A 24,925-nucleotide genomic window follows, 5' to 3' on the forward strand; every position below is an offset into this window, starting at 1 on the left:
GATTCTTGACAAAGGACAATAGATATTAAACCTGCTGGGTTCGCGATCCGTGCTGACAAAACCTCGCCAACGAGACGGGCGCTTAAAAAACATCTAGAAAATGGCTGATTTATGCAAGACAAAAAAATTCATATTCTTTTGGTAGAAGATGATGAGGTTGATGTGATGAACGTCCGGCGAGCTTTCAAAAAAAATAACATCGTCAACCCCCTCTACATTGCTGCCAATGGATTAGAAGCTCTAGCTATATTGCGTGGACAAGGAAAAATAGATCCTCCCATGCCTCAAGCGCGCCGGTTGATTTTGCTGGACTTGAATATGCCGAGAATGAGCGGGATCGAGTTTTTGCAAGAATTGCGACTGGATGAATGTTTGAGGTCGATTCCGGTAATCGTCCTCACAACTTCTAATGAAGATAGAGATAAAGTAAAAGCTTATAATTTGAATGTAGCGGGCTATATTCTTAAACCTGTTACTTTTTCTAACTTTGTGGAAGTGATGGCTACCCTAAACAAATACTGGATGCTGAGTGAAATTCCCTAAAATAGGGAAATTTGAATAGAAAAATTTTCAAGGGGGCTTTATGATTTTTCAGCGATGCAGTTGTTTTAAGTCCTTTTTCTTGACAGCAGCTTTTTCGGACTAATCCACAATTCGGTTTTTATGGACAAAATTCTCACAATTCTGATAGTTGATGACGATGCAGTCGATCGAATGGCAATCAAACGATCGCTCAAGTCTGCTGGTGTTTCTGCAGAAGTTACTGAAGCAGAAGACTGCGCGGATGCGCTGGCACAACTCTCGGTTAGCAAAAATTCTATGCAGGCTACCGCAAAACTCTCCCAACAAAATAAATCTCAACCTTTAAGCGAGGTTGAGGAGACAGAAAAGGGGCTGCTATTAAATCAAATATTTGAGTGCAAATTTGACTGCGTATTCCTCGACTACGGATTGCCGGACGGAGACGGACTGAGTTTGGTAAAACATCTACGAGAAGCTGGACTGAAAGTTCCCTTAATTGTACTCACAGGTCAAGGCGACGAACAAATCGCTGTGGAATTGATGAAGGCAGGAGCTTCTGATTATATTGCTAAAAATAAGCTTTCTCCCGATAGTTTGTCCCGCAGTTTGTCCAATGCGATGCGCGTTTACCGCGCCGAATTTCAGGCGTTTCATACCAGTCAAAAGCTTAAGGAAAGTGAGGAACGGTACAGGTTAGTTTTAGAGGGAGTGAACGACGGAATTTGGGATTGGGATTTAAGTAAAAATGAGGTTTATTGGAACGATCGCCTTTTGGAAATTATCGGTTTGTCGCGAAAGCAATTTGGCAGGACTATGGAAGCTCTATACAACCGCCTGCACCCCGATGACAAGGAGGGAATTGTCGCGGCGATCGCCGCTCACTTGGAACAAGAAATAGATTATAATGTAGAATTCCGGCTGCTACACTCGAACGGTGTTTACCGCTACTGCACTTCTCAGGGAAAAGCTCAGCGAAATTCCAAAGGAAAAGCGCTGCGAATGGCCGGCATGATTAGCGACATTACTGAGCGGAAACAGGCGGAATATGCTCTGGAAAGGGAACGGCAGCAACTGAAACAAATTATTACTTGCGTGCCGGTAGCAATGGCGATGTTCGATACGGAAATGCGCTATTTAGCTAACTCGCACAAATGGCTGACTCAATTTAATTTTGAGTGGCAGTCGCTGACTAATCTCAGTCATTACGAATTGTTTCCAGATACCCCGAATCGCTGGAAAGTAATGTATCAAGAAGTGCTCAGAGGTGAGGTCGTTTCTGTGAGCGAAGATGCTTGGGAACGAGCAGACGGCTCTGTTATCTACCTGCGCTGGGCCGCTCACCCTTGGTACAATCCAGACGGTAAAGTAGGGGGAATTGTGATGGTGGCCGACAAGATTAATGAGTTGGTGGAAGCGCGGGAAACTGCCTTAGAAGCTAGCCGGGTGAAGTCGCAATTCTTGGCGAACATGAGTCACGAAATTCGCACTCCGATGAATGGGGTTTTGGCAATGGCTCAATTGCTGCTGCGCGCTCCTCTGGAACAGAAACAGCGGGACTGTGCTCAGACGATTTACCGCAGTGCTGAACATTTGCTAAGTGTTATTAATGATATCCTTGATTTCTCTAAAATTGAAGCTGGAGAAATGCGACTTGAAAAGTCTAATTTTGATTTGGATAGTTGCGTTGAGTCGGTGATAGAAATTATAGCGCATTTGGCCGAAGAAAAAGGTATTGAATTGAATATTTTAGTTGACAGCTCAGTGCCGAGAAAGTTGGTGGGCGACTCGGGCAGATTGAAGCAAGTTTTGCTGAATTTGACGGGGAATGCCATAAAATTTACCGATCGCGGTCAAGTTCTAGTTCACGTAACTGTGAAACAGGGCAACAGACTGGCAGAGGGTAGACAAGAAGCAAGGTTGCTATTTTCGGTGCGGGATACTGGCATTGGAATTTCGGCCCAAGGACAAACAAAGCTGTTCCAATCTTTTTCTCAGGTAGATGATTCTCCTACTAGGCCTTACGGCGGGACGGGTTTAGGTTTGGCTATTTGTAAGCAGTTAGTGGAGATGATGGGAGGGGACATTGGAGTTCGCAGTTTGCTAGGCAGCGGTGCTACTTTTTGGTTTACTGTACCTTTGGAAAAACAGTTGCCAGTTGAGCCTCACGATCCCGAACTTGCGGGCAAGAAGTTGTTAGTAATCTCTGGAAGTGCTTTGAGGAGGGCAGCAGTGCGATCGCTCGCTCAAAGTTGGGGTGCGCGCTGCGACGAGGCAGAAAGTGCTGCTGAGGCTTGGAGTTGGTTGAAAAATACCCAGGGCGGGATTTCTCAGAATTCGGGAGAGGGGGGAAAAAGTTGGGATGTGGTGCTGGTGGACTTGCAAATGCCGGAGTTGGATGCGGAGGAATTTGCTAGGAAAGTGCGATCGACCTCGACAGTTGGCTCGTTAATCGCCATGACTGCTTTGCGAGAACAGCCGAAGGCTGAATCGCTTTGCAGTCGAGGTTTTAACGGATATTTGATCGAGCCGGTGCGGCCAAGTCGCCTGCTTGAGGCAATGGCGCCGATGAAGGGAAGGGGAGATTCTGGGAGAGTGGAGGCTGCTAATACTTGCAAGTTGCCACCAGTTAATACTCAATATGTTACTCCCAATTCGCTGTCATCGCTGAGAATTTTGGTGGCGGAAGACCACCCGATCAATCAACAAGTTCTTGTCGAACAGTTGGCAGTTTTAGGCTATCAGGCTGACTGCGTAGTCAACGGTCAAGAAGCGCTGGATTTGCTGGCAAAAAAAAGCTATGATTTAGTGCTGATGGACTGTCAAATGCCGGTACTGGATGGTTATAAAACGGCGCAAAAGTTGAGGGAAATCGAAGGAAGCGATCGGCATACTTTTGTGATGGCTTTAACTGCTCATGCTATGCCGGGGGAACGAGAAAAGTGTCTAGCGGCGGGGATGGACGATTATCTCAGCAAACCTGTAGATTTAGATGCTTTGGCGGCGGCCCTGAAAAAGTATGAAGCCCTAAATGTTCAGGATGAAAATAAGTATGGAGTTAAAACTATAAATTCGGAAAATAAATCTCAATTAGCAACAAATTATACAGAAGTTGTGGAAAAAGCGCAGGTTGTGGCCGGGCCGACACCAAGGGCGATCGCACTTCCAACTTGGGAACATAGAGACTGCGACGGACTGTTCGACAAGAGCAGATTGGAGCAACTCGGACGAGTTAATATTAAATTGCCAGAGCGACTCTTGCAAGCTTTTGTGGCAGGAGCCCAAGCTGATGTAGCTGCTGCCAAAAGAGCCGTAGAAGCTAAAGATTGGCAAGCTGTGGAATATCAAGCCCACCGTCTCAAGGGAACTTCGGCTAATGTGGGAGTTGCTCAGATGTCGGATTTGGCCGCACAATTGGAGCATCAAGCGCGAAGCTTTCAATCTGAACCAAAAGGGGTGGAATTGTCAAATAGTGAGAGGATTGAGAACCTATTAGTAAGTTTGTCCAGTCATTTAGCCCGGGTGCAAGAATTTGTGGAAAATCGAATGTTTAGTTAGTCGGTTAGTCGCTATTAATCGATATTAGTCGGCGCTTGAAATCGCGCCTAAACAAACGAAGTCCGCCTACGCGGACTAAGAAATAAATTCTTTGTTTCTTTGTTTGTTTATTTCTTTGTTTCTTTCTTTCTTCACTCTGTGTTCTCTGCGTTCTCTGCGGTTAATTTAAAAAAAATAATTAATTTAGCTATGAATTACGATACCATTACAAACACTATTTCAAATAGCAATTCCTTAGAAAACGAGGAAAAACTGCTAACGCCTTTGATGGTTTTTGCTCGCGAAATTTTATTGTATGAAAAAGAGGGTATTTCTGAGCAATATTCTGTAAATGCTGTGCCTTACCCGCTCGATGAAATCAATAATTTTTCTGTGGACAATCTAGTAGCAAAAGTGGCTCGCTGCTGTCGGGAAAGCAAGGTGGGAAAAAAATTACCTACGGCTTTTTACGTTCACGTTTCAGCTTTGCAGAGACTCAACCCTGTCCTCGGAATCTACGAAAATTGTGCCAGACGCACTCTCGAAAATATTGATGAAGCAACTTTAGTTAAATTTTTGCTTCATCAACCTAAAATATCTTATCTTTTTTACCCTGATTTCGATACAAATGCTCATCCTGATTTGCAAACCAGCATCCAGATTAATCTAGCAACAGGGGAAGTTAAATATTTTGATTACAGTAACTGCGAAAATCCCCCGGTTTTGCACCGCAAGGAAACTTTTGTAGCTGCGGATTATCCCCATTACGAAAAGTTTGCGAGGCTGACTCGCTGCGAGGAAAAGTGGGGACTGCTTGACAATACTAGCGTTATCGGAACTCGCGAAGGTTGGCTCAAATATTTGGGATATTGCGGTGTAGAAATTCAAGATCATACTGTTGTCGAGCGTTTGAAAGAGGAGAATAGTGAGCTATCAATTCCTAAAATCGAGCGACATAAAGCTGCAATGGTACGCAATTCGCTTTCTAAACCCCTGCGTCTGGTTTTAGAAGCTGATTTAGTGAGGGACGGGGCGACTTTTTTTGATTACGGTTGCGGTTACGGCGGGGATGTTAAATATATTGCACAAGAGGGTTATGCTATTTCTGGTTGGGACCCATACTATCAGCCGGATACTCCGCGAATGTGTGCGGATATTGTGAATATTGGTTATGTGATTAATGTAATTGAATCTTTGGCGGAACGCCGAGAAGCTTTGCTAAGTGCTTGGGAATTAACTAAGAGTTTATTAGTTGTAGCGGCTCAAGTTTTGATTGATGATAGCGATCGAGGCCAAATTGCTTATGGGGATGGGGTGATTACTTCTCGGAATACTTTTCAGAAGTATTACGAACAGGAAGAGTTGAAGGTTTATATTGACCAAGTTTTGAATGTTGATGCAATTCCTGTGGCTTTGGGAATCTATTTTGTGTTTCGGGATGCAGCGGAGGGTGAAAGTTTTCGTGCTTCTCGGTTTCGATCGCACTTATCGACTCCCAGGGTGCGATCGCAAGTTAAGCGGTTTGAGGATTATGCGGAAATGTTGGCTCCTTTGATGGCTTTTGTGAGCGATCGGGGCCGGCTTCCTGTTAAAGGCGAACTAGCGGAAGAATCGGCGATTAAGGAGGAATTTCACAGTTTTAATCGCGCTTGGAGGGTGATTTTGCAAGCAACGGATGCGGATGATTGGGAGAAAATCGCCGACAAGCGCCGCCAAGATTTGCTGGTATATCTCGCTCTCAACGGTTTGGGCGATCGACCTTCGATGCGCCGACTCCCAGCTCAAATCCGCAACGACATCAAAGGTTTGTTTGACAATTATCAAAAAGCTTGCACTTTGGCAGATTTAATGCTATATAGTCTGAGCAAACCTGATATTGTTGCGGATTGCTGCGAAGATAGTGCGATCGGCTACAAACAGCATGGTTCCCTTTCTGTTCACGTCTCTGCATTAGAAGAACTAGATCCTTTGCTCAGGCTCTACGAAGGCTGCGCCAACCGCACAATTGGCAGACTTGACGGCGCGACAATTATCAAATTTTACGCTCGCAGACCTCAGATTTCCTATCTATTTTATCCCGATTTTGACACTAACCCGCATCCAGCCCTTCACACTTCTATGCACATAGATTTGCGCGACCTTTCTGTGAGCTATCAAGACTATTCTGATGTGTACAATCCGCCAATTTTAGTGAGAAAAGAAGCTTTTGTTACTGAGAGTTATCCGCATTATGACAAGTTTGCGAAACTCACCCGCCAAGAAGAAAAGTTAGGTATTCTCGATCGTGGCGTAGTTAAGAAACATCGGGAATGGATGAAGTGTTTGGAGGAAAATTGCGTGAAAATTAAGGATCATAAGTTGTTTTGGCGATCGAATGCTGACCCAGAAAAGTTGAAAATGCTGCAAAAAGCTGCGTCGGAACGTCAGGCGCGAAAGATTGAGGTTAATGCAGGAAAGAGTGAAGGAACCGCAGAGGGCACAGAGAGCACAGAGGAAGGGAAAGAAGAGGAATAGTCATGGAAACAGAGAAAGTTTCTGCCTAACTACCCAAAATTGGGATTTCACACAGAAAATTTCTGCTTTTGACCCCATGACGGGAAGGGAGTAGTTCCCAAAATCTCAAAATATTGATAGACTTAATCAAAGATATCTTGTTCTGTTTAAAAGGTATAGCCATGACAAATCAAGAGTTTTTAGGTGAATTTTTATCTCTGCCGGCTGAAGCACAGAGTCAAGTGGTAAGTTTGATCGCCTTTTTAAAACAAAAGTACATATATGATGAACATGTCTCTTCGTCAGTAAATGTTGATTTAATGAACGATCCATTTATTGGAATGTGGCGAGATCGTCAAGACTTAGGTAGCACTACCTGGGTACGTAATCTCCGAGAAAACGAGTGGTAAAAAGCACATGGCTAGTTCAACTATCATAGATACCGACATAATCATCGATGTTGGTCGTGGTATTCCTGATGCAGTTAATTGTTTGCAAGGACTAAAATCAAGTTCTCGATTAGCAATTAGCATAATCACACAAATGGAGCTAATTGTTGGTTGCGCTAACAAGGTAGAGTTACAGACTCTAGAAAAATTTCTCCAGCAGTTTGACGTGATTAGAATTGACCAGTCTATTTCAGATAAGGCGGTTGACTTGTTACGGTTGTATCGGCTAAGTCACGGCTTACTAATTGCCGATGGCTTGATCGCAGCTACAGCAATAGTATGGGAGTACCCTTTCATCACTAAGAACCAACGAGATTATCGATTCATTCAAAACTTAAATTTATTGCCCTATCCGTAGCAATCAGAAAGCCTAACAATGCGTTGGAGTCGAGTATCGGTATTGGTTTACTTGATGGACGAATTGTAGTTGTTGTCTACACGGAGCTTGATGAGGAAACAGTTCGTATTATCTCCAGGGCGAAAGTCACTGTCTTATGAACGCAGACGCTATGAACAATACCTCACAAACCGACTGGGCGAGAATCGACGCAATGAGCAATGAAGATATCGATACTTCCGATAGTCCACCACTATCGGAGGAGTTCTTTACTAGAGCGCAATTACGAATGCCTCAGTCGGCTATTACTATGCAAGTTCAAGTCGATCCTGAAACATTTGCTTGGTTTCAGGCACAAGGAGAAACTGCCAGCAAATGTCTGTAGCACTTAGGATTTATGCAGATGCACACAAAACCTATCCTGCATTCGTAGCAAAGCCAGCATAGCGACAGCTATAATTATGGTTGGCTTTCATTACCTTCCGACAAAGAATTAGGCTTCTTGCTACAATGTTTTGATACAGTTCAAGTCAGGTAGAATATGTCCCTAATGTAATGAGCGCCCCAGCAAAATTCCAAGCAACCTCTCCTCCTTTCCGTTGGGATGAAGCGGGAGGTATCCGTATAGGTTCGAGTCGAGTCACCCTAGATAGCATACTTGCTTCATACCACAATGGCTCCACTCCCGAAGAAATCGCTATTCAGTATTCAGTTGTTCGCTTAGAAGACATATACAGTACCATTGCTTACTATCTAAACCATCGTCAGGAAATTGACAGTTATTTGGAACAGCGCAGCCAACAATCTCAGCAACTGAGACAAGAACTTTCTCGACAACACAACTTAGTTGATCTGAGACAACGTTTGCTTACTCGTTATCAGTCAAAAGGGGAGTCGATACCAAGTGCGCCTTCTAACTGATGAAAATTTTAATGGAGCCATATTGCGTGGGCTGGTGAGACGTTTGCCTGAATTAGATATTGTTCGTGTCCAAGATGTAGGGCTGATTCACACTGACGATCCAGATATTTTAGAATGGGCGGCTAATGAAGGACGCATCTTACTTACCCATGATGTGGCCACTATTACGATGTATGCCTACGAGCGAGTCAATCAAGGACTACCTAGGGCTTGGAGTTATTGAGGTTATTGCAACAGCACCCATTGGTAAGATCATTGATGATTTAGAACTATTTATTTGTTGCAGTCAGCCTGATGAATATGAAGGTCGAATTCTTTTCATCCCTTTCCCTATACTGTGATTTGGCTAGATAGTCGGTGGAATCTACTGTATGTGGTTCACATTGAGCGTGAAGAAAATGTCATTCGGATTATTTCAGCACGTAAAGCAACTCGTCAGGAGAGGGCAGAGTATGAAAGTTGAAGCATTAAAACAGCGATTAAACCGCAACCGTCCAATGACTAGCGTGACGATTCGTATGCCCGAAGATGTTGTGGAATATCTAAAGAAAGTTGCACCCTTGTTGGGTTTTTCGGGTTATCAGCCATTAATTCGTGCTTATATCGGTCAAGGTTTGCGCGTTGATTTAGAACGATTTGAGAGCGAGACAGTAAGAGCCTTAGTAGCAAGTTTGAAGCGCCGAGGTGTCAGCGATGCAGTGATTGATGAGGCATTAAAGGAAGTCGTTCATGCTAAATCATGTTAATTGTATCTAGCCAGCAGCATCTCATATCCAACCCGTTGACATCGGAATTATTCATCTCTCTCTTCTGGAGACTCTGCGCCCTCTGCGCCCTCTGCGGTTAAATCATTCCCATACAATCGGAATTGATACCATTACAAAAGTCATTGTCTCATAAACGCAGACGCAACCATCCTACTTTTGACGAAGCAGTTCGCCTCAGACAAGAAGGGCGTAAGTCTGCTGAATAGCTCAATACCTGCACGCGGGCCAAAAACCCGGTTTCTGCGTGAATATCTCAAGGGATAATCCACGATTTTTCCTAGAAACCGGGTTTTTTAGGTAGAAGCGTGCGTAAGTCTTGTTAAGCAAACTTAATCTTCAAATAATCATCCTCCATCTTCGCCCCCGAAGGTTGCAGCGCCGCTAAAGCTTGCGGCAACACCAAATTACGGCGGTGATTCCCAATCCGAACATTCAACTCATCTCCCGTTTTGGTCAACTGGATCTGATCCTTAGCAATTCCGGGCAAATACAGTTCAAGACTATATTGATTGTTTTCCTGCACGATCTTAATCGTATTTTCTTTGTAATAAACTTGACTTGGATCTTCGTCTTTGTAAAGCGTTTCTTTCAACCGTTCCAAAGCTGGCAAACCGCACATTTCTTCGGAATAAAGTGGCACCTCCTTAACTGGCAGCGGCATGAAATCTGAGTGAATTTCCTGACGGTACTGTTCCTGGCTTTCTTTCCACCGTTTAAAAAATGGGTCAGTTACTTCTGCGGGAATAATCCGGTTAGCTACTACTAAATCTGTGGCTACATTGTACAAACTCAAATAGGCATGAGCCCGCAGAGACTCTTTAATTACCATTTTTTCTGGATTGGTAACTAACCTTACCGAAGTCACAGTATTGTCAGTTAAAACCTTTTCCAAAGCTTCGATTTGCTCGTAAAATTCGTAAGGTGCATCCATCACCTCTTTGTCTGGTAAAGAAAAACCCGCAATTGGTCTAAAAATAGGTTCAACTAAGGGTCTAAGGGCGGCGGATATGCCTTGCAGCGGCTTGTAAAATTTTCTCATGTACCAACCGCCAACTTCCGGCAAACTTAGCAGTCTCAATGCTGTGCCAGTCGGAGCAGAATCGATAATTAAAACATCAAATTCGCCTTCGTCGTAATGCCGCTTCATCCGCACCAAACCGAAGATTTCATCCATTCCTGGCAAGATGGCTAATTCTTCAGCTTGCACCCCTTCGAGTCCCTGGGCACGCAAGACTTGAGTAATGTAGCGCTTAACTGCTCCCCAATTGCCTTCTAATTCCCTGAGAGCGTCTAATTCTGCTCCCCACAAATTCGGTTTCACCAGCCGCGAATCGTGTCCGAGTTCCATGTCGAAGCTGTCGGCTAAGGAGTGAGCGGGATCTGTGCTCAGCACTAGGGTTTTGTATCCCAATTCGGCACAGCGCAGCCCTGTCGCAGCGGCTACGGAGGTTTTGCCGACGCCGCCTTTTCCGGTCATTAATATTAAGCGCATTGATTGTTTAGCTCGCCTGAAAATTCTTTACTTCTTTATTGTAACGTTCTGTAACAGAGATTAATTTAGTCGGCGCTTAATTTTGGCGACAAGCACCAGCCGGACACAGCACATTTCCTGTGACTCACGAAATTGCTGCAATGTCAATATCAGTTAAAATTATTTATCTCAGATATCAATTGCAACAAATAAAAATCCATCAGCGTTCATCTGTGTTTATCTGCTAACATCTGCAGTTAAAAAGGGCATCTCGCTCTGGAAACACTATTTTTTATTGCTAAAAAACCTAATAAAAATTCTCAAACATTAGTTTTCACAGGAAATACAAGCTGTTTGAGTACATCCAACCGCGAACAGTCCCAGTAATCGATGTGAGAAACAATTAAACCGTCGCTGTTGACTTTCAGTTCGCTCCTACCGGCGATCGCCATTTTCGGTTTCCAAGGTAGCGGTGCGATCCAGCTCAGAGTCCAGCGAGTGTCTATAGTATCTCCCGATCGCGAAATCCCGTGCAAATCGAGATTTATATCCTGAAAAAAAGTCCCCATAAACCCGATCATTTTGCGGTAGCGATCGACTCCTGTAAATCGATTCACTGGGTCTTCAAAATAAACATCTTTTGCATAGATGCTGTAAGTCTGATTATCGGGAAATCTTTGATAATCGTCTTTGAGAATTTCAATAAGATCCATTATGATTAGCTATTTGCCTGAAATTATTATAATATAGTTTATACCTGCTTGAGAAAAGGCGGACAACTTATGATCGACCTATACACTTTTACCACACCGAACGGCCGCAAAGTTTCGATCATGCTCGAAGAAATAGGTTTACCCTACAACGTGCACGTCATCGACATCACAAAAAACGACCAATTTAGCCCAGAGTTCATCGCCATCAACCCCAACAGCAAAATTCCGGCGATAGTCGATCGAGATAACGGCATCACCGTCTTCGAGTCCGGCGCTATTCTGATCTATCTTGCCGAAAAAAGCGGCAGATTTCTGCCCACAGACAAACAAAAATACTTTCAAGTTATGGAATGGCTGATGTTTCAAATGGCCAGCGTCGGCCCGATGTTTGGTCAGCTAAACCACTTCAAACGCTTTGCACCCGAACAAATTCCCTATGCGATCGGGCGCTACGAAAAAGAAACCTTGCGCCTCTACGGAGTATTAGACACTCAACTAGCAAAATACGAATACATCTGCGGCGACTATTCTATTGCCGACATTGCTACCTATCCCTGGGTTGCTATTTACGAATTTCAAGGATTAACCCTCGACAACCACCCCCACCTCAAACGTTGGGTAGAAACCTTGCAGAAGCGTCCCGCCGTTGAGCGCGGAATGGCTGTCCCATCATTATAAACCCCGCCTCTAAATTGTATTTTCAGGAGGGCAGGACACCCCACAAACAAGTTGACTTTTGTGGAACTCAGAGGTTGCACCATTCTCAATAAGCTTTTTAGGAACAGGCTTTCCGGCCTGTTCCACAAGAAAATTCCCTCTTTGTGGAACAGGCATCTTGCCTGTTCTTGACAATGGTGCAAGATGTGAGGTGGAACGGGCACGCGAGCCCGTTCTTAATCAACAGCGGGCGGGCTCGCGTGCCCAACCCCTACTCCCCACAAAGCAAATTGACTGGTTGTGGAACGGGCACGCGAGCCCGTTCAAAAAAAGCCCTCAAACTCAATCCACGAAATGCTTAATAATCGCCTCAGCAAACTCTGAACACTTCAACTCAGGCACCGGCGGCTCCATCAACCTCGCCAAATCATAAGTAACTTCACCGTTAGAAATTGCCGCTCCCAAACCCTTCTTAATCAAGTCTGCCGCTTCCTGCCATCCCATGTATTCTAACATCATCACCCCGGACAAAATCAGGGAACCGGGATTGACTTTATCCAAACCAGCGTGTTTCGGTGCAGTGCCGTGAGTCGCCTCAAAAACTGCACATTCATCACCAATATTCGCACCGGGGCCCATGCCCAATCCACCGACAATGGCGGCGGCCGCATCGGACAAATAATCCCCGTTCAGATTCATTGTCGCCAAAATCGAATACTCGGCCGGTCGGGTTTGAATTTGTTGGAAAATACTGTCAGCAATTCGGTCGTTGACCATGATTTTTTCTTTCCACTGGCCGCTGCCGTGACTGTCCCAAATTGCAAACAGAACGTCGGCTACTTCTTGACGAATTTTGGCTTGTTTTTCTGGGGTCAAAGCATCGTATCCCGGATCTATTTGGCGAGCATTATCTTCTAAGCTAATGTCGGGATTTTTTTCTTTGTTGCTCAGAATCCAGGACTCTCTTTCCGTTACGCACTGTTGGCGAAACTCGGTGGTGGCTAATTCATAACCCCAATCTCGGAAAGCTCCTTCAGTATATTTCATGATGTTGCCTTTGTGCACCAAAGTCACTTGCTGCTTATCTTTCGGCAACCGTAAAGCGTGGGTAATGGCGCGCCGCACTAAACGCTGAGAACCTGTTTTGCTAATGGGTTTAATTCCGATGCCAGAATCGAGGCGAATTTGTTTTTTGCCATGTTCTGGTGTTGCCGGAATTAACTCATTATTGAGGAATTCAATCAATTTTTTGCCGATTTCGCTGCCTTTGGCCCATTCAATTCCGAGGTAAATATCTTCTGTATTTTCCCGGTAAATAATTACGTCTAGGAGTTCAGGAGTTTTGTGTAGCGATGGTGTTCCAGCATAATATTTGCAGGGCCGCACGCAGGCGTAAAGGTCAAAGATTTGCCGCAAAGCTACGTTTAGCGATCGAATTCCGCCACCTACGGGCGTTGTCAGCGGCCCTTTGATGGCGACTCCGTATTCTTTGATGGCGTCTAAGGAATCTTGGGGCAGATATTGGTAAGTACCGTAGACATCGCAAGCTTCGTCGCCTACATAGATTTTAAACCAGTTGATTTTTCGATCGCCACCGTAAGCCTTTTCTACCGCAGCATCCATGACTTTCTGGGATGCAGGCCACAAGTCAACGCCCGTACCGTCGCCGCGAATGAAGGGAATAATTGGGTCATTGGGGACGATCGGCAAACCGTCTTTGAAAGTAATTTTAGAACCTGTTGTCGGGGCTACAATCTTTTCGTACATATCTTAACAGCGCGGATAGGAATGTTCCCTATTTTGCCACGATTATCTGCCTAAACCTCCACCAATCCTAAATATTTGTATAAATTTAAGTTGGATTTTTGGGCGATCGGCTGCCCGTCACTGTGACTTTTGGGCGATCGCCCATTTAAAAGTTAATTTAAAAAAGTAGCCAAGATAGCAGAATTTTCTATCAAATTTCCCTCTCTATCTTTCAGCGCTACGGTTGAGAGGATGCTGGAAACAAGTCAGTGGATTTTAGATTTTACATTTTAGATTTTTAGATTTACTCCCCAGATTAATCGGGGAGGTTGAACCTTAGTCTAAAATTTTGGGTTGATAACGCACGACTTCTGTCGGAAAGTTGTATGCGTTTTGGGGTGGGGTCAAAATGGTGATTGTAGCCGCCGATGAACGCAAATAAAGGCAGATTATTTTCACAAATTTTGCATTTATTTGCGATATTTTTCCTTCTGCATATTCTTCTTCACAACCCACAAAATACACCAAATGACAATAATCACCACAACTATTTTGGAAACCGGGGCCAGATATTCCTCTACAAGTGTATAATTTTGCCCTAATTTATATCCGGTAAAAGTCAGGAAACTTACCCATAAAAGAGTACCTCCTGTTGAGTAGATTAAAAAAGGAATTAAAGGCATATTATTGATGCCAGCGGGCAGGGAAATTAGGGTGCGAACTCCGGGTACTAGGCGACACAAAAACACGGCTTTGTTGCCGTGTCTGTTAAACCATCTATTTGCTTTGTCAATATCGGCCCCCGATACAGTAATCCACTTGCCGTATTTGTCGGCTAAATTCCTCAAGCGTTCTTCGCTCAATAATTTACCAGCATAGTACCAGGGAAGCGCCCCCAAAACTGTACCGATTACCCCTGCGGCGATCGCCGGTGAAAACTCCATTCGGTTCTGGAATACCGTGAACCCTGCCAGCGGCATAATCAATTCTGAGGGTATGGGGGGGAAAAGATTTTCTAAAAACATCAACAGTCCTATTCCGAAATAGCCCATAGACTGCATTGTGTTAGTTATCCATTCAACCATTTTGATTCCCTAATTTGGTAAGAAGAAGTCATTAGTCATTGCTCGTTCCTAGGCTCTGCCTGGGAACACATATCGAGAGGCTCTGCCTCGACTCCCCATGAGGGAGGCAGAGCCTTGCTGCATTCATTCCCAGGCAGATCCTGGGAACGAGAATACTATGATTAAGTACCCGAAGTCCAAGAGTTTGTGTACTCAATTTGTTCGGCAGTCAAGGTATCAATGTGAATACCCATTGCTTCCAATTTGAGACGGGCAATTTCTTTGTCAACTTCCACGGGAATTGAGTGAATACCAGGCTCTAGTTTGCCTTTGTTCGTAACTAGATATTCGCAGGCTAAAGCTTGGTTAGCAAAGCTCATATCCATCACGGCGCTGGGGTGTCCTTCGGCGGCTGCCAAGTTGATCAAACGGCCTTCGCCCAACACAATAATCGACTTGCCATTATTGAGGTGATATTCTTGAGTGAAAGACCGGACTGTTTTCACGTCGGTGCTTTTTGCGCCGAGGGATTTGAGGTCAATTTCAATGTCGAAGTGACCGGAATTGCAAACAATTGCGCCGTCTTTCATTGTCTCGAAATGTTCGGCACGAATGACGTGTTTGTTGCCGGTAACGGTAATGAATATATCTCCGACTGTTGCTGCTTCGTCCATCGGCATGACGCGGAAACCGTCCATCACTGCTTCGATCGCCCGAATCGGATCGATTTCGGTGACAATTACGTTAGCACCCATGCCGCGGGCGCGCAGTGCCGTGCCTTTGCCGCACCAACCGTAACCTGCAACCACAATATTTTTACCGGCTAACAAAATATTGGTAGCGCGGATAATGCCGTCTAGGGTAGATTGACCGGTACCGTAGCGGTTGTCGAAGAAGTGCTTGGTGTCGGCGTCGTTGACGTTCATTGCGGGGAAAGTCAGCACGCCGTCTTTCAACATGGCCCGCAGGCGCACGATGCCTGTGGTAGTTTCTTCGGTAGTTCCGATTAAGTCGGAAATTTGGTTCGGGCGGTGCTGGATCAGGGCCGCTACCACGTCGCTGCCGTCGTCGATGATAATATTGGGGCGGTGGTCTAGGGCTGTGTAGACGTGACGTTCGTAGGTAGCCGCGTCTTCTCCTTTGAGGGCGAAGACGGAAATGCCGTAGTCTTCAACTAAGCAAGCTGCTACGTCATCTTGAGTGCTCAAGGGGTTGCTGGCGATCAGTACGGCGTCGCCACCGCCGAGTTTGATGGCGATTGCCAAATGAGCGGTTTCTGTGGTTACGTGGCAGCAAGCAGCCAAGCGAATGCCAGCGAAAGGCTTTTCTTTAGCGAAGCGTTCTTGAATTTGCCGCAAAACGGGCATTTCCCGGCCGGCCCACTCGATACGTTGCTTTCCCAAGGGGGCGAGGGACAAGTCTTTGACTTCGTGTTTAATCTTGACGGATGTAGCAACCATGTATGTTATTTCTCAGAAATCATCAAACTTTGTTAGTTTTAGCAGATTAACCCATCGGCGGGCAAGTGCTGTGATTTTACTCGATCGGGGTCGGCGCTGCTAATCTTAAATTTTGATTAGGTTTTAATGATTAGCGAACGAGTAGATGGAGTCACCCGCACCGTGAGAGTCAAACATTCTTGTCGGGCGATCGAGCTCAATCTTTTGTGTTAGCGTGGCCTTCTTTAATTTTTTGACAATCAAGCATCCAGGATACAAGCCCCCGAATTGATCCGTGGGGTCAAGGCTTCAATCGAAAATCGAAAATCTAAAATCTAAAATCGATTGACACTCTCACTTGGGCTGCTGGCAGTTTGAGCGCCTGCGTGGCGTTCCCAGCTTGGCACCCTGCAGATATCATCAGTTGGTTAGGACTTGGTTCCGTAGGGATTAGTTTCCCGTTCCCAGACATCTTCAAATACTTTTTATCGGAAATATTGTTGCTGTGGCACGAACCGTTTCAATTGGGCGATCGGATAATTGTGGAAGGCTTTGAAGGTACGGTTGAAAAGATTTTGCTGCGTTCAACTCAAGTTATTAGCGATCGGGGAGAGCGAGTTATCGTGCCGAAGGCGATCGTATTTGCCAATTCAGTGCGGGTAAGCTAATCCGCATTTAAATTGCATAGTCAAATAAATCTTTACTGGTGTGGGGAGTAGGGGTTGGGCAGGAGATCGCGCCCTCAATATACAATTTAAATGCACAACAGCTTACTAATAGGCCTGCCCCGCAGGCGAACTAACTTGCCTTTAAATGTAGCCTATGATGTTGATACTTCAGGCTTTAGCGATGGTTCTTTGGATCTTATTGTCCGCTATTGGACGCTGCGCGAACCAGCATAGGTGCGACGGACAAACACCAGGGCTGTAGTGGCGATTAAAGTAGCGTGCATCCGGGCGGACATTAACATTCCTCAATCGGTACTGGTGACTTTGTACGATCGAACAATTTACCGTGAGTGAGTTTTGAATTTTGATTGGGGAGAGGGAGATAGCGGGAGAGTGGGAGAGTGGGAGAGTTGGAAAAATCCTCTTGCTTCACGCTTGACTTCTTCCCTCAACACCCCTCCGTTAACTCCGTTAAATCCCTTATTCTGGGCGGGGCCGAACTTCCCTCCGATCTCAAATCCGCCCTTGGAAAGTCGGGCGTAAAATCGAGTCAACATCCAACACTCAACCATCATTCAGTTTGGCGACCCCTCCTTCTACAGTCAACAGTCAACAGTCAACAGTCAACAATTCCGGATGTGTGCAACCAGAATTGATATGACTTCTCCCTTCTGACATTTCAAATCAAGCAAAAGGCGAGCCGATTTCTCATTAGCGCGCCTCCTAATTGAATTTTATTTTGTAACACGTAAAAGAGGAGATTGTTCCGGTTGACAAAATCATGAAGTCGTCTTGCTAGCGCGACGGCGGCGGGCTGCAACCAAACCACCCAAACCGAGAGCCAAACCAGTCATTGTCATGGGTTCGGGAACTGCTTCTGCGCTGACTGTGAAGTCTTGGAAGTCTGCGTCATTGCCGTTACCGCCATCGTCGAAGGAGATTAGTGTGCCTCCATTGAACAGAGAACCTATTCCGTTTGTGAAGTTTCCGGCAGCTCCGAAGCTGTTCGTTTTTTCTGTGTTGAGTGCGTCCCACAGTTGCGATTGCGCGCCAAACACTGCTTGCTGGTTGCGCGTATTCAAGGCTGAGGTCGAGTAGACAGTGCCACCCCAGCCGCTGTTGAGTCCCAAAGTATAAATTTGATTGGCCAGGAATGTGAATACTGTCGAGCCAGAACCCAAGACTGTATTGCCCAGAGTTCCTTTCCATTCGTTACTCGAGCCGTTGTCTGAGGATTTAGTTTCCGAAAACAGGGTGCTAACTAGAGTGGCCGCCGAGTTGTTCACACTGTAGATGCCCAAAGAGGAAGTATACCCACCGTGAGATTCTTTGAAGTTAAACTTGACGCTGGTATCTTGGCTGAATGTGATGCCGTTGGTGCCAAAGGAGAAGGCTTGAGCTGGAGCTCCGGCGCCAAACAGAGCTGTGGCGGCGGCGGTAGCTGTTAGGGCGGATAAGAGTTTGGTATTCATAAACCTGTTCCTTTTGTGCGATCGTCTTAATAATTTCATTATGCGATACTTTGTTTGTATTTGGCGCACTTTAGGTAAAGTTTGACATATTCTTTATCAAGGCTTTACATATCCTTCATAAATTCTCTCTATCACATCTGCGGGCGGGGGATCGATCCCTAATAATACCCACTAAATAATTATAAATATTGTGGTCTGAAACCTTGCAGTCGCGGGCAGGGGAGCGCGGATGAACTTAAGTGATTTGGATCGGGCTTATGGCTACTTTTTTTTATAGTCTCAAGTCTAAATCCTCAATAGCAAACACTTAAGTATAAATACGGTAATATTCGTGGGTACTGACAGTTCCAGAAGTTTTCTATTAACCCTAAACTGGGAATATTTGTTTTTTGGGGCTTATGTATGGGAGTTAAAGTAGTTTATCTATCAGGTAAATTACGTACAAAATGCGATCGTGTGGTCTACGTATTTTGGTTGAATTAAATAGAACCCCTGGTGTGAGATATCCCCAAGATGGGATCGAGAAGATGCAATTTCCGCAGATTGAAGCGGTAAAAGACCGGATTGCCCCTCAACAAAGATTGTATAGAGAAGCTGTGGCCCCGTCTTTGCTCCCGATCGCCCGCATCAAAACAGACCGCTGTAGCGTTCCTCTGCCCAAGGTTCGCCCCGCCGATGGTAGCCGTTGCGTTCCCAAAAACCGAGTTCTTCGGTTTCTGTAAACTCCAGGCCGTTAATCCATTTGGCGCTTTTCCAAGCGTACAAGTGGGGAACTACGAGCCGCATTGGGCCGCCGTGGTCTGCGGATAGAGGTTCGCCGAAGACGGTGTGGGCGAAAAAGTTTTCTTCTCTCAGGAAGTCGGCGATCGCAATGTTAGTCGTGTAGCCGCCGTAGCAGTGTTCCAGGACGTGCATAGCTTTCGGATCGACTTCTATGCAGTTCATAAAATCGGTGACTTTGACTCCCGTCCACTGCACGTCGAGTTTTGACCACCGGGTGACGCAGTGAAAATCCGCAGTAAAGTTACTTTGGGGCATGGCCTGGAAGTCCGACCAACTGAAGGTTTGTGGTTTTGCCAATCCCCAGACTTTAAATTCCCAACTCTCAATGCTGACGGAGGGTGTATCGCCGTAGGTCAGCACAGGAAAGCCGTTGGCGAGGTATTGACCCGGGGGGACGCGATCGATGTTTTCTGATTCTGGCTTGCGAAAAAATTTGCCCAGCATGGATTCACGCTCTACAGTAACTGACTGCAATCCTGAGTATAACTTGCATAGAGGGGCGCATCGCAATTCTTCTCAAGGTAGAAAGCTTTCTGGACTTCTCTAGAAAGAAAAATCCCTAAATCCTGCCTGATGCCAACCTACTTCTGCCTTCTGAGAGAGACCAAGCTAAAAATTATAAAATTTATCACCCCAGCGGATGAATTTCCTAACCTTAAATTTTACCGTAATTAATGGCGCATTTCCGAATCTTTGATGTATTGTTACAATATGCTCAGATGCCATATGTAAAAAAATTGATGGGGTAAAAATCATGATCGCAAGTTGCTTAATTCCGTTGACGATCTGCTTGATTGCTTGGTGGGTGACAGCCGGGACTGACAACAGAACGCTAGACGGAATTCCGGCTCCCATAGCTGCAATTATTGGAATTTGTTCGTTAATTTGGTTGGTGGCGGCGTGTCCTTGGCCTGTTGAACTTGCTCTAGTATTGGCGGTACTGGTTTTGGGCAAAGCTTATTTGCAAAAAATCTTGAAAGTCGGCTGAAATTTTAGGGCTAGCGCTCCTAGGGTTTGCGGGAGCGCGACGATCGAGTGCTGCTACCTTGTTAAAATTTTTTGCAATGTGTCTGGCTAAGTTCTCAAAGGGGGTCGCAAAGGCGGAAAAAACCCTAGAATTGGTGAAATTCAATTTACATATTTTAGTTAAAAATTAGAACATAAAGATGGACAGGAAAACCCGGTTTATCTAAAATAAACCGGGTTTGTGAGGGTCTGAAATTGTCACACATCCAGCAATAATTGCTTAGGAGTGAGACACTCGGAACACAAGACACTGGGTTTCTGAGTCGAGGACTGTTGCTGTATGTGGGTAAAATGTCGATCTGTTAAATTGGCAAGCGATTAATATCTTTGTTAGAACCAATTACTACCATCACCTCGCCTTTTCTCAAGCGTTCGCTTGGCTGCGGATTGATCTCGAACTTGTCGCCACGACCGACTGCTAGCAAATTCAAACCATACCTGCGCCGGAGTTCCAATTCGGAGATGGTTTTGCCATCAAACTTTTCAGGAACTAGCAACTCAACGATGCTGTGAGCTGGGTCGAGGTCAAAGCGTTCTAAAATGCTGGGTTTTGTAAGGAGGCGGGCCAAAGAGCAGCCCATTTCTCGTTCGGGAAAAACTACATGATCTGCGCCGACTTTTTTCAACAGTTTTAAGTGAGTTTCCGAAGAAGCTTTGGCTATTACGTGAGCTACCCCGCCTTCCTTAAGATTTAAGGTTGTGGTAATGCTTTCTCCTAGATAATTGCCGATCGCAACAATTACTGTTTCAAATTCAAATATACCGGCTTCCGCAAGAGCGCTAGGCTCAGTAGAATCTAACTGCAAAACGTGAGCCGCAATGCGATCGTTCAAAGCTTGAGTTACTTTTTTTTCATCGGTGTCAATTCCCAGGACTTCGTAACCCAAACCGTGCAGAGTAGAACACACAGCTTTGCCGAAGCGTCCCAAACCAATAACGGCAAACTGCTTGTTGTCGGCGCGCAAAGTGCGAAAAAAATTTAAAGATGACAGGTTCACTGAATATCCAGCGCTGAGCGTCTTGCTGTTTAAATGTTAGCAGAGACAGCGCCGCCTCCTTTTGATTTTTGGGTAAGTAGTAAAAGTTGATTTGGGTTGTCACCCATTGTTTAGATTATCAGCAACGAGGCAGGATTTTTTATCCCACTAACAAACTTTCCTCAGCATACTTAAAAGGTCTGGGTTTGGGGTCGCCGACAGCGGCACTCATCAGCATCAGCACGCCAACACGACCTATGTACATTGTAGCAATCAAAACCAGCTTACCGATCGCTGAAATCTTGGCTGTAATCCCTGTGGAAAGGCCGACCGTAGCAAAAGCTGAAACTGCTTCAAATAGCACTTCGATAAATTTTAGTTCGGGATTGGTCAACTCAATTAAGATTGCAGATGTGAACGCGACCAACATGGAACCGAAGACTACACTAATAGTTTTTAGAATCATTGCTGGCGGGATTTGACGCTGATAGCACTCCACATCTTCCTGACCTTCGAGAACTGCTGTGGTACAGCAAAACAATATTCTAAAAGTTGTGGTTTTGATTCCGCCGCCGGTGCTGCCAGGACTGGCGCCGATAAACATCAGCGCGACAGTCAGAAATAGCGATGCTTCGCTCATTTTGCCAATGTCAATTGTATTGAATCCCGCCGTGCGGGAAGTAACAGATTGAAACCAAGCTGCCATCACCTTTTGAGGAAAATTTAGAGAGCCGAAAGTTTCTGGGTTGTCGTATTCCAGCACAAAAAAGGCTAGCGTTCCTAAAATCAAAAGGACAGCAGTTGTAGTGGTAACGACTTTGAAATTTAGGGAATAAACTGTGCAGATAGGGCTTTTGTTGAAGCGATCGCGCAGCCACAGGTACAATTCCATAATGACTTGATAGCCGATTCCCCCAAATATGATTAAACTGCAGACTGTGAAGTTAACCATAGGCGAATTGATGTAGCCGATCAAATTATCTGAATAGATGCTAAAACCCGCGTTGTTAAAGGCATTAATGCTGTGAAATACCGCCAACCACAGACCGTCTTTAAATCCGTACTGGGGGACGAAAACCGTCATCAGCAAAAACACTCCTGTTAATTGAAACAAAACGGTTGTTGCTAGAATTGACTGCACGAGTTGCACTACGCCGGCTAGCCCGGATTTGTCGAGAGATTGTTGCAGGGCAATTTTTTCTTTCAAGCCAAAGCGACGGCCCAATAACAGCAGCAAGATAGTCGTGGCTGTCATGTAGCCCAAGGCTCCTATTTCCACCAGTAAAACTAGGCACAGTTGCCCCCAAAAAGAGTAATATTTTCCGATATCTACAACCGACAAGCCCGTGACGCAGACAGCGGAAGTAGAGGTAAACAGTGCTGTTATTGGATCGCTCCAAGTTCCATCAATTGTGGAAAAGGGCATCATCAGCAATAGAGTACCTGCGAGGATGACAGCGAGAAAGCCCAAAGCAATGGTTCGCGAGACAGTCATTCGATTTTAGATTTTAGATTTTAGATTTTAGATTTGGGATTTGAGATTTGAGATTTTGGATTTGGGATTTGAGAGGGAACCCACAAATATATCGTCGGGCTTGAAATCAGGACATCTCTATCTGGCGAAGGCCGGAGACCGATCGAACTCAATCGCCAATTTCTATGACAACAGCGGGAAAATAACGGTAGAATTCCTTTAATAACTTGCGATCCGGCGATGACATCAACACTTTACCAGCAAATTCAGCAACTTTACGACGCTTCTAGCGGTTTGTGGGAGCAGGTGTGGGGCGAACATATGCACCACGGTTACTACGGCCCGGATGGCAATTTGAAAAAAGAGCGCCGACAGGCTCAGATAGATTTGATAGAAGAACTGCTGGCTTGGGCTGGAGTCCCGTCAGAGAAGGCACTGGGTGAATCTTACCGCATTCTCGATGTCGGTTGCGGGATCGGCGGCAGCACGCTGTATTTGACGGAAAAGTTTAGTTCGTTAGCGCAGCCCTCGAAGAGGATCGCTCAAAATAATTTAAAGTTGGATGGCGGGGTCGATCGAGATTTTAGCCGATCGCCCGAACTCAACAAAACGGGCGCTAGCGTTACAGCTACCGGGATTACTCTGAGTCCGGTACAGGCCAACAGAGCGACCGAACGCGCTAAAATTGCTGGGCTTGAAAGCAATGTGAATTTTTTGGTGGCCGATGCTTTGAATATGCCTTTTCCTGACGAGTCATTCGACTTGGTTTGGTCGCTCGAAAGCGGCGAACATATGCCAGACAAAATTAAGTTTTTGCAGGAATGCTGCCGCGTACTCAAGCCGGGAGGAACTTTGATATTGGCAACTTGGTGTCACCGCCCGCTGGGAGAAACGGCGGGTGAATTAACTGATGAAGAGAGAAAGCAATTGGCAGAAATTTACCGGGTTTATGCTTTGCCTTATGTGATTTCTTTGCCGGAATATGAGGAAATTGTCCGCAGTTTGCCTTTGACAAGTATTCGCACGGCTGATTGGTCAAAATCTGTTGCTCCTTTTTGGGATGTGGTGATCGATTCTGCTTTGACTCCGAGCGCGATTTGGGGTTTGCTAACTAGCGGTTGGACGACTATTCAAGCAGCACTTGCTCTCGGATTGATGAGCCGTGGATATCAGAGCGGGTTGATTCGTTTTGGCATGATTTGTGCTGTAAAATAACAGGCATATATCAGAGAATTTTTGAGTTTTGAGTTAATGAGTAAGGTGCGTATTACGCACCCTACAGAATATTATTTTTTTGGCGTGGGTGTGAGATTTATGGGCAATGATTCGATTGGCAAGTCTTGGATTGATAAGAATGGCTCGGCTCCGCAAAGCTGGGTGAGCGCATTTTGGGAGTTTTCTCGGCCGCACACAATTGTGGGTACTAGCTTGAGTGTATTGGCTTTGTACGCGATCGCCCAAAGTTCGCGGCTATTTGTTAATCCTGTACTTTTGCCCCTAGCTTTTGCCTGGTTGGCTTGCATTTGCGGCAATATTTATATTGTGGGATTGAACCAGTTAGAAGATGTTGAAATTGATAAAATTAATAAGCCGTATTTGCCGATCGCGTCGGGAGCGTTTTCTAGGAAAACCGGGGAATTAATTGTAATTGCAACGGGAATTATAGCAATTTTGACTGCTGTTTTACAAGGCCCGTTTTTGCTGGCTACTGTTGGTGTTAGTTTGGCGATCGGGACTGCTTATTCTCTGCCGCCAATTCGGCTGAAGCGGTTTCCTTTGTGGGCGGCGCTGTGCATTTTTACGGTGCGGGGCGCGATCGTAAATTTAGGGTTATTTTTGCACTTTAATTGGGTGTTGGGTTTGGGAGGGGCGAAAAGCGCTTTTTCTGGCTGGAGTTTGGAGAGTGTGTCTTTTGAGATTCCTGCGGAAGTTTGGGTGCTGACGGTTTTTGTTGTGGTGTTTACGTTTGCGATCGCCATTTTTAAAGATATCCCCGACATGGAAGGGGACAAGCAATATAATATTACTACGTTTACGATTGAGCTGGGCAAGCCGGCTGTCTTTAATTTATCTCGCTGGGTGTTGACGGTTTGTTATTTGGGCGCGACTTTTGCGGGAGCGATCGTATTGTCTAATGTTAATTTAGTGTTTCTGGCAGTTTCTCATTTGGCGGCTTTGGGTTTGATGTGGTTTTGGAGCGCGAAAGTTGATTTGGACGATAAAATAGAAATTGCGGCATTTTATCAGTTTATCTGGAAGTTGTTTTTCTTAGAATATCTGATTTTCCCCGCAGCTTGTTTGTTGGGGTAGAAGTTCGGCAACTGATTGTGTAACGGATGTAACGGATGTAACGGATGTAACGGATGTCACTCCGATGGAAGGGGGAAGAAGCAAGAAGGAAGTCGGAAGTTC

Annotated in this window: 24 protein-coding genes; 15 read left to right on the plus strand and 9 right to left on the minus strand. The window is 45.4% G+C overall.

All coding sequences use genetic code 11. The features are described from left to right. The first annotated feature begins 111 nt into the window (after positions 1-111). The 10 genes from QUB39_RS07055 (at position 112) to QUB39_RS07095 (ending at position 9,002) form a co-directional block, all read left to right on the plus strand. Positions 112-543, plus strand: a complete 432-nt coding sequence (locus QUB39_RS07055) for a response regulator (protein ID WP_333053165.1) — start codon at positions 112-114, stop codon at positions 541-543. Positions 544-663: 120 nt separating this feature from the next. After that, positions 664-4,077 (plus strand): response regulator, encoded by a 3,414-nt coding sequence (locus QUB39_RS07060; protein WP_333208293.1) that lies wholly within the window; start codon positions 664-666, stop codon positions 4,075-4,077. A 189-nt stretch (positions 4,078-4,266) separates the two neighbouring features. After that, the gene (locus QUB39_RS07065; protein ID WP_333053169.1) at positions 4,267-6,570 is read left to right on the plus strand and encodes a DNA phosphorothioation-associated putative methyltransferase; all 2,304 of its coding nucleotides are present in this window, start codon (positions 4,267-4,269) and stop codon (positions 6,568-6,570) included. A gap of 161 nt (positions 6,571-6,731) precedes the next feature. Continuing rightward, positions 6,732-6,959 carry a hypothetical protein gene (locus tag QUB39_RS07070; protein ID WP_333053171.1) on the plus strand — a complete coding sequence of 76 codons (228 nt, stop codon included), beginning with the start codon at positions 6,732-6,734 and terminating at the stop codon, positions 6,957-6,959. A 7-nt stretch (positions 6,960-6,966) separates the two neighbouring features. Further along, positions 6,967-7,356, plus strand: a complete 390-nt coding sequence (locus QUB39_RS07075; RefSeq protein WP_333053173.1) for a type II toxin-antitoxin system VapC family toxin — start codon at positions 6,967-6,969, stop codon at positions 7,354-7,356. A 136-nt stretch (positions 7,357-7,492) separates the two neighbouring features. Then, the gene (locus tag QUB39_RS07080) at positions 7,493-7,720 is read left to right on the plus strand and encodes a hypothetical protein (RefSeq protein WP_333053175.1); all 228 of its coding nucleotides are present in this window, start codon (positions 7,493-7,495) and stop codon (positions 7,718-7,720) included. A gap of 170 nt (positions 7,721-7,890) precedes the next feature. Beyond that, complete coding sequence (locus tag QUB39_RS07085; protein ID WP_333053176.1) at positions 7,891-8,256, plus strand: DUF433 domain-containing protein; 366 nt, start codon at positions 7,891-7,893, stop codon at positions 8,254-8,256. Further along, complete coding sequence (locus QUB39_RS07090; protein WP_333053177.1) at positions 8,240-8,479, plus strand: DUF5615 family PIN-like protein; 240 nt, start codon at positions 8,240-8,242, stop codon at positions 8,477-8,479. Before QUB39_RS07085 ends, QUB39_RS07090 begins: the two co-directional genes overlap by 17 nt. A gap of 114 nt (positions 8,480-8,593) precedes the next feature. Further along, positions 8,594-8,719 (plus strand): BrnT family toxin, encoded by a 126-nt coding sequence (locus tag QUB39_RS30535; protein ID WP_445243088.1) that lies wholly within the window; start codon positions 8,594-8,596, stop codon positions 8,717-8,719. Next, positions 8,709-9,002 carry a hypothetical protein gene (locus QUB39_RS07095; RefSeq protein ID WP_333053179.1) on the plus strand — a complete coding sequence of 98 codons (294 nt, stop codon included), beginning with the start codon at positions 8,709-8,711 and terminating at the stop codon, positions 9,000-9,002. Before QUB39_RS30535 ends, QUB39_RS07095 begins: the two co-directional genes overlap by 11 nt. Positions 9,003-9,342: 340 nt before the next feature. Here QUB39_RS07095 and QUB39_RS07100 read toward each other — a convergent pair whose 3' ends face one another. Then, positions 9,343-10,515 carry a TRC40/GET3/ArsA family transport-energizing ATPase gene (locus tag QUB39_RS07100; protein WP_333053180.1) on the minus strand — a complete coding sequence of 391 codons (1,173 nt, stop codon included), beginning with the start codon at positions 10,513-10,515 and terminating at the stop codon, positions 9,343-9,345. Positions 10,516-10,814: 299 nt separating this feature from the next. Next, positions 10,815-11,207 (minus strand): DUF2358 domain-containing protein, encoded by a 393-nt coding sequence (locus tag QUB39_RS07105; RefSeq protein WP_333053182.1) that lies wholly within the window; start codon positions 11,205-11,207, stop codon positions 10,815-10,817. Positions 11,208-11,276: 69 nt separating this feature from the next. Between QUB39_RS07105 and QUB39_RS07110 the strand changes: the two genes are divergently transcribed. After that, the gene (locus tag QUB39_RS07110; protein WP_333208294.1) at positions 11,277-11,885 is read left to right on the plus strand and encodes a glutathione S-transferase N-terminal domain-containing protein; all 609 of its coding nucleotides are present in this window, start codon (positions 11,277-11,279) and stop codon (positions 11,883-11,885) included. Positions 11,886-12,206: 321 nt separating this feature from the next. Here QUB39_RS07110 and QUB39_RS07115 read toward each other — a convergent pair whose 3' ends face one another. From QUB39_RS07115 to ahcY, 3 genes are all read right to left on the minus strand, one after another. Continuing rightward, complete coding sequence (locus QUB39_RS07115) at positions 12,207-13,631, minus strand: NADP-dependent isocitrate dehydrogenase (RefSeq protein ID WP_333208295.1); 1,425 nt, start codon at positions 13,629-13,631, stop codon at positions 12,207-12,209. 449 nt (positions 13,632-14,080) lie between these two features. Further along, positions 14,081-14,695 (minus strand): DedA family protein, encoded by a 615-nt coding sequence (locus QUB39_RS07120; RefSeq protein ID WP_333053186.1) that lies wholly within the window; start codon positions 14,693-14,695, stop codon positions 14,081-14,083. 161 nt (positions 14,696-14,856) lie between these two features. Next, positions 14,857-16,134 carry an adenosylhomocysteinase gene (ahcY, locus tag QUB39_RS07125; protein ID WP_333047387.1) on the minus strand — a complete coding sequence of 426 codons (1,278 nt, stop codon included), beginning with the start codon at positions 16,132-16,134 and terminating at the stop codon, positions 14,857-14,859. Positions 16,135-16,487: 353 nt separating this feature from the next. Here ahcY and QUB39_RS07130 point away from each other — a divergent pair, with 353 nt between their 5' ends. Then, complete coding sequence (locus tag QUB39_RS07130) at positions 16,488-16,781, plus strand: mechanosensitive ion channel domain-containing protein (protein ID WP_333053187.1); 294 nt, start codon at positions 16,488-16,490, stop codon at positions 16,779-16,781. 779 nt (positions 16,782-17,560) lie between these two features. Here QUB39_RS07130 and QUB39_RS07135 read toward each other — a convergent pair. Together QUB39_RS07135 and QUB39_RS07140 are read right to left on the minus strand one after the other, a co-directional pair. Beyond that, entirely contained in the window at positions 17,561-18,253 is a 693-nt protein-coding gene (locus QUB39_RS07135; protein WP_333208296.1) for a PEP-CTERM sorting domain-containing protein, read from the minus strand. 627 nt (positions 18,254-18,880) lie between these two features. Beyond that, positions 18,881-19,480 carry a sulfite oxidase-like oxidoreductase gene (locus QUB39_RS07140; RefSeq protein ID WP_333053320.1) on the minus strand — a complete coding sequence of 200 codons (600 nt, stop codon included), beginning with the start codon at positions 19,478-19,480 and terminating at the stop codon, positions 18,881-18,883. A gap of 310 nt (positions 19,481-19,790) precedes the next feature. Between QUB39_RS07140 and QUB39_RS07145 the strand changes: the two genes are divergently transcribed. Further along, positions 19,791-20,024, plus strand: coding sequence for a hypothetical protein (locus QUB39_RS07145; RefSeq protein ID WP_333053190.1), 234 nt, complete (start codon positions 19,791-19,793; stop codon positions 20,022-20,024). A 340-nt stretch (positions 20,025-20,364) separates the two neighbouring features. On the opposite strand, the gene QUB39_RS07150 is transcribed toward QUB39_RS07145, so the two are convergent. After that, positions 20,365-21,060 (minus strand): TrkA family potassium uptake protein, encoded by a 696-nt coding sequence (locus tag QUB39_RS07150; protein ID WP_333053191.1) that lies wholly within the window; start codon positions 21,058-21,060, stop codon positions 20,365-20,367. Between the two features lie 139 nt (positions 21,061-21,199). Beyond that, positions 21,200-22,534 carry a TrkH family potassium uptake protein gene (locus QUB39_RS07155; RefSeq protein WP_333208297.1) on the minus strand — a complete coding sequence of 445 codons (1,335 nt, stop codon included), beginning with the start codon at positions 22,532-22,534 and terminating at the stop codon, positions 21,200-21,202. 219 nt (positions 22,535-22,753) lie between these two features. On the opposite strand from QUB39_RS07155, the gene QUB39_RS07160 reads away from it, so the two are divergent. Together QUB39_RS07160 and QUB39_RS07165 are read left to right on the plus strand one after the other, a co-directional pair. Further along, the gene (locus QUB39_RS07160; RefSeq protein ID WP_333208298.1) at positions 22,754-23,728 is read left to right on the plus strand and encodes a methyltransferase domain-containing protein; all 975 of its coding nucleotides are present in this window, start codon (positions 22,754-22,756) and stop codon (positions 23,726-23,728) included. 36 nt (positions 23,729-23,764) lie between these two features. Beyond that, entirely contained in the window at positions 23,765-24,823 is a 1,059-nt protein-coding gene (locus tag QUB39_RS07165) for a homogentisate phytyltransferase (protein WP_333208299.1), read from the plus strand. Positions 24,824-24,925 lie beyond the last annotated feature (102 nt).

Source organism: Microcoleus sp. AT8-B5 (assembly GCF_036705565.1).
Lineage (GTDB): Bacteria > Cyanobacteriota > Cyanobacteriia > Cyanobacteriales > Microcoleaceae > Microcoleus.

Bases quoted from the DNA above. Each gene is read 5' to 3' on its own strand.
- ahcY (WP_333047387.1), bottom strand. From the start codon at position 16,134: ATGGTTGCTACATCCGTCAAGATTAAACACGAAGTCAAAGACTTGTCC.
- QUB39_RS07165 (WP_333208299.1), top strand. From the start codon at position 23,765: ATGAGTAAGGTGCGTATTACGCACCCTACAGAATATTATTTTTTTGGC.
- QUB39_RS07120 (WP_333053186.1), bottom strand. From the start codon at position 14,695: ATGGTTGAATGGATAACTAACACAATGCAGTCTATGGGCTATTTCGGA.
- QUB39_RS07100 (WP_333053180.1), bottom strand. From the start codon at position 10,515: ATGCGCTTAATATTAATGACCGGAAAAGGCGGCGTCGGCAAAACCTCC.
- QUB39_RS07075 (WP_333053173.1), top strand. From the start codon at position 6,967: ATGGCTAGTTCAACTATCATAGATACCGACATAATCATCGATGTTGGT.
- QUB39_RS07105 (WP_333053182.1), bottom strand. From the start codon at position 11,207: ATGGATCTTATTGAAATTCTCAAAGACGATTATCAAAGATTTCCCGAT.
- QUB39_RS07110 (WP_333208294.1), top strand. From the start codon at position 11,277: ATGATCGACCTATACACTTTTACCACACCGAACGGCCGCAAAGTTTCG.
- QUB39_RS07065 (WP_333053169.1), top strand. From the start codon at position 4,267: ATGAATTACGATACCATTACAAACACTATTTCAAATAGCAATTCCTTA.
- QUB39_RS07140 (WP_333053320.1), bottom strand. From the start codon at position 19,480: ATGCTGGGCAAATTTTTTCGCAAGCCAGAATCAGAAAACATCGATCGC.
- QUB39_RS07160 (WP_333208298.1), top strand. From the start codon at position 22,754: ATGACATCAACACTTTACCAGCAAATTCAGCAACTTTACGACGCTTCT.
- QUB39_RS07155 (WP_333208297.1), bottom strand. From the start codon at position 22,534: ATGACTGTCTCGCGAACCATTGCTTTGGGCTTTCTCGCTGTCATCCTC.
- QUB39_RS07145 (WP_333053190.1), top strand. From the start codon at position 19,791: ATGATCGCAAGTTGCTTAATTCCGTTGACGATCTGCTTGATTGCTTGG.
- QUB39_RS07080 (WP_333053175.1), top strand. From the start codon at position 7,493: ATGAACGCAGACGCTATGAACAATACCTCACAAACCGACTGGGCGAGA.
- QUB39_RS07085 (WP_333053176.1), top strand. From the start codon at position 7,891: ATGAGCGCCCCAGCAAAATTCCAAGCAACCTCTCCTCCTTTCCGTTGG.
- QUB39_RS07115 (WP_333208295.1), bottom strand. From the start codon at position 13,631: ATGTACGAAAAGATTGTAGCCCCGACAACAGGTTCTAAAATTACTTTC.
- QUB39_RS07095 (WP_333053179.1), top strand. From the start codon at position 8,709: ATGAAAGTTGAAGCATTAAAACAGCGATTAAACCGCAACCGTCCAATG.
- QUB39_RS07060 (WP_333208293.1), top strand. From the start codon at position 664: ATGGACAAAATTCTCACAATTCTGATAGTTGATGACGATGCAGTCGAT.
- QUB39_RS07135 (WP_333208296.1), bottom strand. From the start codon at position 18,253: ATGAATACCAAACTCTTATCCGCCCTAACAGCTACCGCCGCCGCCACA.
- QUB39_RS07055 (WP_333053165.1), top strand. From the start codon at position 112: ATGCAAGACAAAAAAATTCATATTCTTTTGGTAGAAGATGATGAGGTT.
- QUB39_RS07070 (WP_333053171.1), top strand. From the start codon at position 6,732: ATGACAAATCAAGAGTTTTTAGGTGAATTTTTATCTCTGCCGGCTGAA.